Below are 6,280 nucleotides of genomic sequence, written 5' to 3'. Positions count from 1 at the left end.
CCCCCCCCCCCCCCCCCCCCCCCCCCCCCCCCCCCCCCCCCCCCCCCCCCCCCCCCCCCCCCCCCCCCCCCCCCCCCCCCCCCCCCCCCCCCCCCGGCCAGGCACCACGCGCACCCCCGGTGTTCTCCCCCACCACCCCCCGGAGGAACCCAGCGCCATGCCACGCCTCACCACAGCCCCCCGGCGGCACCGCGGAAGAACGGCCGCCGCAGCCGCCCTCAGCCTCAGCCTCGGCCTCGCACTCCTCGCCGGACAAACCCCCACCCCCGCCCAGGCCGCGACCACCACCACGGTGATCACCGTGGACGGCACCAGCACCGGACGCACCTTCGACGGCATCGGGGCCGTCAGCGGCGGAGGCGGCAACAGCGCCCTGCTGCGCGACTACCCCACCACCCAGCAGAACCAGATCCTCGACCACCTCTTCAAACCCGGCTACAGAGCCGACCTACAGATCCTCAAGGTCGAGATCGGCGGCGACACCAACTCCACCGACGGCGCCGAAGCCAGCATCGAACACACCAAGGGCACCGTCGACTGCAACGCCGGCTACGAGTGGTCGCTGATGGAGCAGGCCAAGGCCCGCAACCCCAACATCAAGCTCTACGGCCTGTCCTGGGGCGCCCCCGGCTGGATCGGCAACACCGGCAGCGGCGGCAACTTCTACTCCCAGGACATGACCGACTACCTGATGGCCTGGCTCGGCTGCGCCAAGCAGCACAACCTCACCATCGACTACCTCGGCGGCTGGAACGAGAGGACCTACAACGCCTCCTGGTACGAGAGCCTCAAGTCCGCGCTGACCGCCAACGGCTACACCTCCACCAAAATCGTCGTCGGCGACGACTTCGGCTGGTCCATCGCCACCGGCAGGAAGAACGACAGCAACCTGTACAACGCCGTTGACATCGCCGGCTCCCACTACCCGTGCGTATACCTGTCGGCGATGACCTCCTGCTCCGCCACCACGGACGCCCAGAACCTCGGCAAGCCCATCTGGGCCAGCGAGAACGGCTCCCAGGACGCCGAGACCGGGGCCGCACCCGTCGCCCGCGCCATCAACCGCGGCTACCTCGACGCCAAGATGACCGCCTTCATCAACTGGCCCGTCATCGCCTCGCCCTACCAGAACCTCGCCTTCAGCAGCGACGGGCTCGTCACCGCCGACCAGCCGTGGTCCGGCGCCTACACCGTGGGCCGCACCACCTGGGTCATCGCGCAGACCACGCAGTTCACCTCACCCGGCTGGAAGTACCTCGACACCGCCAGCGGCTACCTCGGCGGCACCCGCGCCCCCGGAAGCTACGTCAGCTATTCAGCCCCCGACCACAGCAACTGGAGCACGGTCTTCGAGACCATGGACGCCACCGCGTCGCAGACCGTCACCCTCAACATCGCCGGCGGCCTGCCCGGCGGAGCCCTGCACGTATGGGAGACCGACCTGTCCACCCGAGGGCAAGCCAGTCCCCACATGGTGCAGGACACCGACCTGAGGGCCACCAACGGCACCTACCACCTGACCCTGGCCCCCGGCCGCATGTACACCGTGACCACGACTACCGGCCAGGGTGGCGGCACCGTCATCAGCCCACAGCGCACCCGGCTCCCCCTGCCCTACTCCGATTCTTTCTCGGGATACAGCGCAGGCCAGGAAGCCAAGTACCTCACCACGATGAACGGCGCCTTCCAGGCCGCCCCCTGCGGCGGCGGGCGCAGCGGTCAGTGCCTGCGGCAGATGTCCACCGCCACCCCGATCCGCTGGACGGGCGAGTCAAGCGACCAGCCCTACACCATGATGGGCGACCGAGGCTGGTCCAACTACACCGTCAGCTCCGGCGTCCTGCCGGAGAAGAACGGCAGCGCCGCCGAGATCCTCGGCCGGACTGGCACCCAGAGCAAGAACAACGGCGGCCTGAACGCCTACCATCTGCGGCTCTCCGACACCGGCGCCTGGTCGCTGCTCAAGACGGACACGTCCTGGAACTGGACCACGCTGGCCGGCGGCACCGTGACCGCTCCCGGTACGAACACCTGGCACAACTTGGCCCTGTCCTTCCAGGGCAGCACCATCACTGCCGAGATCGACGGTGCGACCGTCGCCACCGTGACCGAGAGCAGCTACGGCGGAGGCCAGGTCGGCCTCGGCACCGTCGGGTACTACCCCGTCGAGTACGCCAACCTGTCCATCACCGCGGGCCCGGTGCCCGACATCTCCGGCACCTACAAGATCGTCAGCGCATCCAGCGGCCAGGTCATCGACGCCGTCAGGGGTGGGACCGGTGACGGTACCCTCATCGACCAGTGGCCCAGCAACGGCAACACCGACCAGCAGTGGACGCTGGCCCTCAACAGCGCTGGCTACTACACCGTCACCGGCGTCAGCAGCGGCAAGGCCCTGGACGTGCCCAACATCACCACCTGGCCCGGAACCCAACTCGAACTGTGGACCCTCAACGGCGGCGCCAACCAGCAGTGGGTCATCGCTCCGGCGGAGAACGGCACCTACAGCATCGAGTGCCGCTGCGAGGGCTACCTCCTCGACGTCGCCGGTGGCTCCAGCAGCAGCGGCGCCGCCATCGACCAGTGGACCTACAACCGCAACACCAACCAGCGGTGGCAGCTCGTCAAACTCAGCTGATCCCGCCCCGCCCTGCCTGACCGGGGTGGTACAGCGGGTCGGCGTCCCGGGTTCCGGGACGCCGACCCATCACGGCGACCGGCCCGAGAATCATCGCCCAGGCCACCAGTGACGATCAGGCCTGAAAGCCCGCACCGGCTGGGCTTGTCTGAACCCCATGACCCCATCGGAGGAGCCTGTTCATGTCCGCACCCGTGCGCATCGGCCTGGTCGGCTACGGCTTCGGCGGCCGGTACTTCCACGCGCCGCTGATCGCGTCCGACCCGAACTGCGAGTTCCTCGGCGTGGTCACCACATCACCCGACCGGCGCAGCCAGGTCACCGAAGACTTGGGTCTGCCGACCTTCGCCTCCCTTTCGGAACTGGCCAACGCCGGGGCCGAAGCCGTGGCGATCTCCACCCCGGCAGCCACCCACGTGACGCTCACCCAACAGGCTCTGCGGCTGGGCCTGGCCGTCGTCTGCGACAAGCCGTTCGCGCTCGCCGCCGATTCGGCCCGCAGCACGGTCGAACTCGCCGAGCAGATGGGAGGCGTGCTGACGGTCTACCAGAACCGCCGATGGGACTCCGACTTCCTCACCCTGCGAGAATTGCTGGCTCAGGAGGAACTGGGAACTCTGGCGCTCCTCGAGTCCCGGTTCGAGCGGTTCCAGCCGAACCCCGGTCCACCTGCGGCCGGGGGCGGTACCCTCGTGGACTTCGGCAGCCACCTGGTCGACCAAGCCCTGGTCCTGGCAGGGCCGGTCCGCACCGTGTACGCGGAAGCTCACCACCATGACGGCACAGGCCTCGAAGACGATGTCTTCATCGCCCTGACCCATGACAACGGCGTCCGGTCCCACCTCTGGGGCAGCTGGCGGCAGGCAGCCCCCGGGCCCCGGTTCCGCGCGGCAGGGTCTCGTGGCGCTTTCACGATCCAGCACGGCGACAGCCAGGAAGCCGCGCTGGTCCACGGCGCATCACCAGCATCACGCGGCGGCCAGTGGGGAGTTGAGCCGCCCGAGCGGTGGGGACACCTTCACCGAGGCGGCGACACCCGTGAACCCGTAGCCTCCGCACGCGGCACCTGGGACCAGTTCTACCCCGCGTTCACAGCCTCGGTACGCGGAACGCAGCCGCCGCCAGTGGACCCGTGGGACGCCGTCGCATCCGCCACCGTGCTGGATGCGGCCCGGATTAGCGCAGAAACCTCCCAGGTCGTATCCCTCCCGCAGACCGCCGCGAACTGAGTGGACGTCAAGTCCGTTTCTGGTAGCGACCTCGTCCGGGTTGGGTGAGGAAGCCTTGTCGGACGAGGCGTCCCAGGCGGCTGCGGGTGACGTTGACGGTCGCCTCGTCGGTGGGCATGCCGAGGAGTTCGTGCAGCTCGCGGGCTCGGAATGCCCGGCCGGGGCGCTGGTTGAAGGCGTTCACGATGGCCTGGTAGGCCGTGTTCGTCTCGGGCGGATCGGGCTCGGTCCCGGGCGGGATGCGTTCGGCGATGATCTTCCGGGTGGTGGCCAAGTCTGCGAGTCGTGCTTCGGTCTCGGCCAGAGCGGCGGTCAAGTGGTCGATCCGGTTGCGTAGTTCGTCGGCCCGGGCCGTGGTTTCGTCGTGCTGGTCCTGGAGGTCTGCCAGGAGCTCGCTGATGTTCACGCGGCCAGCCCGAGGGTGTCGCGCCACGTGGGGGCGGGTGTGGTGAGGCGGCGGGCCATATTGGCGATGGAAGCCCAGTAGACGCGCGAGGCGGAGGTGTCGGGGCGGTGGTCGTACTCGCGGGCCAGGCGGCGGTGCAGCATCAACGTGCCGTTGACCTGCTCCACGATCCACCTCTTCGGTTGCGGGACGGAGCCTTTGCCCTGGCCTCGGGGTTGCGGCGGACGACCTCGACGTCGATGTCCAGCAGGGCGCCGTGGATGAGAACCTCGTCCTTGAAGCCCTGGTCCACCAGGGCTCCCCAGGTACCGGGTCGTGAGCCGACTATGAAGTCCTGGGTCAGTCCCACCAGAGCACGAGGAGAAGGTCCCGTTGGGATGCAGCAAGGTAGAACTGGCGCAGGGCGTTGAAGCGCCCCAGCAGGTACTTCCTCGGGCCACCGACGGTCTTGTCCGCTCCATGACCGATCAAGGAAGCGGCCTCGGTGTCTTCGGTCGGCAGACCGGCCAGGACGGCCAGGACGGCCGGGAAGTCGATTTGACCGAGCAGTTCCGAGACGCGGGCCACTTGAGCTGCGGAAAGGGCGGTGGGAGGCGGTCCGAAGGGACCGATGGCATGCGGGTGTGTGTTGAGGAAGCCGAGATCGATCGCCGAGTCGCCCTCGGTGGCCTGCCGGAGAGCATCGAGGTGGGCGCCGTCGAGACTTGCCAGCTCGCAGACCCGTTCCAACATGGCCGGTGCCCAGTCCAGGTCCAGGACGTCCGCCGGCGGCGGATCCCAGTTGGGATCTCCATCGGTCGATGTTCCAGCTGACTGGCGGCAGGCGGCGAGATACTCCGCCGGGACACGGGCGAGTTGCTGGGTGACGGCCATGACGGCAGTATCCCGACGGCGTCCACCGGTTTTCCTACTTGGTTGGGGACTTGCCGTTCTTGTCGGTGGGGCTCTTGGGGCGGTAGCTGGGGCCGTTCATGATGACCTGGTGGCTGGTGTCGATCAGCCGGTCCAGGAGGGACTCGGCGACGACGGGGTTGGGGAAGAGGGGATACCAGTCGCTGGGCACCCGGTTGCTGGTGATGATCAGGGACCGGCCCTGCCGCTCGCTGACCAGCTCGTAGAGGTCGTCGGCATGGGCCGTGGAGAGCTGACGCATGGCGAAGTCGTCGAGGATGAGCACGTTGGGCCGTACCAGTTCACGGATCCGTTTCTCCCAGGTGCGGTCCGCGTGGCCGCCGGCGAGTTCTGCGAAGGTCCGGCTGGTTTTCGCGAAGCGGACGTGGGCGCTCTGACGGACGGCGAGGTGGCCCAGGGCCTGGGCGATGTGGGTCTTGCCGACCCCGACGGTGAGTTAGCAAGCGCAGGGGGTGCGGCATTGTCCGGGCGGCGTCCGCGATCGCAGCCGCGTCGCGGGCGTCGGTCTCTGCCTCGCCCGGATACAGGTCGGCGATCAGGCGCATGGCCAGCCCGGGCAGGTAGGCGACCGGGCAACCCGTGTCCCGGGCGACTGTGAGCGGGAGGGCTCCGATCGAGGCGCCGGTCGCGACCGTCCGTCCCTTCCCGGCGCTCTACGCCGCTCCGGCGTTGTCCCGCTCCAGTGCCGCGCGCAGCCAGTCGTCCGCGGAGCCCGGGGTCGGCTCCGGCCGGCCGCCCGGCGGCGTGAGTATTACGGCTGTCAGCTCCCAGTACCGGTCCAGGCGCGGCCCTGCCGCGAGCCGCGTCACGGATCATGGCCCATAGGACGTTGACGCGTCGGCGGGCGAGGGCCAGGAGGGCCTGTTTGTGCCCCTTCCCCTCGCTTCGCTTGCGGTCGTAGTACGCCTTGGAGGCCGGACAGCAGCGCAGGCTGACCATGGCCGAGAGGTACATCACCCGTAGGAGGCCGCGGTGGTAGTGCCGGGGTCGGCGGAGATTGCCGCTGACGCGGCCGGAGTCGCGTGGCTGCGGCGCCAGCCCGGCGAAGCCGGCACGGTCAGCAGCATCAGCGGACCCTTGTTCGTCACCACGCCC

4 protein-coding genes and 4 pseudogenes are annotated in these 6,280 nt (G+C 69.2%); 2 read left to right on the top strand and 6 right to left on the bottom strand.

What is annotated here, in order from left to right; all coding sequences use genetic code 11:
• The first annotated feature begins 157 nt into the window (after positions 1-157).
• Both ACZ60X_RS37450 and ACZ60X_RS37445 read left to right on the top strand, forming a co-directional pair.
• Positions 158-2,638 (top strand): RICIN domain-containing protein, encoded by a 2,481-nt coding sequence (locus ACZ60X_RS37450; RefSeq protein WP_469608583.1) that lies wholly within the window; start codon positions 158-160, stop codon positions 2,636-2,638.
• Positions 2,639-2,820: 182 nt separating this feature from the next.
• A complete protein-coding gene (locus ACZ60X_RS37445) occupies positions 2,821-3,867 on the top strand; it encodes a Gfo/Idh/MocA family protein (protein ID WP_469608580.1) in 1,047 nt (348 codons plus the stop codon).
• A gap of 7 nt (positions 3,868-3,874) precedes the next feature.
• Here ACZ60X_RS37445 and ACZ60X_RS37440 read toward each other — a convergent pair whose 3' ends face one another.
• The 6 genes and pseudogenes from ACZ60X_RS37440 to ACZ60X_RS37415 form a co-directional block, all read right to left on the bottom strand.
• Positions 3,875-4,273, bottom strand: a complete 399-nt coding sequence (locus ACZ60X_RS37440) for a hypothetical protein (RefSeq protein WP_469608577.1) — start codon at positions 4,271-4,273, stop codon at positions 3,875-3,877.
• A pseudogene (locus ACZ60X_RS37435) lies at positions 4,270-4,571 on the bottom strand (IS5/IS1182 family transposase); the annotation flags it as partial. The pseudogene ACZ60X_RS37435 and the gene ACZ60X_RS37440, both read right to left, overlap by 4 nt.
• A gap of 41 nt (positions 4,572-4,612) precedes the next feature.
• The gene (locus ACZ60X_RS37430; RefSeq protein WP_469608573.1) at positions 4,613-5,146 is read right to left on the bottom strand and encodes a DUF1877 domain-containing protein; all 534 of its coding nucleotides are present in this window, start codon (positions 5,144-5,146) and stop codon (positions 4,613-4,615) included.
• 34 nt (positions 5,147-5,180) lie between these two features.
• Positions 5,181-5,615, bottom strand: a pseudogene (locus ACZ60X_RS37425) (ATP-binding protein); the annotation flags it as partial.
• Positions 5,616-5,622: 7 nt separating this feature from the next.
• A pseudogene (locus tag ACZ60X_RS37420) lies at positions 5,623-5,805 on the bottom strand (IS110 family transposase); the annotation flags it as partial.
• Positions 5,806-5,989: 184 nt separating this feature from the next.
• A pseudogene (locus ACZ60X_RS37415) lies at positions 5,990-6,250 on the bottom strand (transposase); the annotation flags it as partial.
• Positions 6,251-6,280: the final 30 nt, after the last annotated feature.

The organism is Streptomyces sp. NPDC104106, assembly GCF_055584345.1.
Note: the sequence above shows the minus strand (reverse complement) of the source record. Positions and strands in the feature narration are given on the sequence as shown.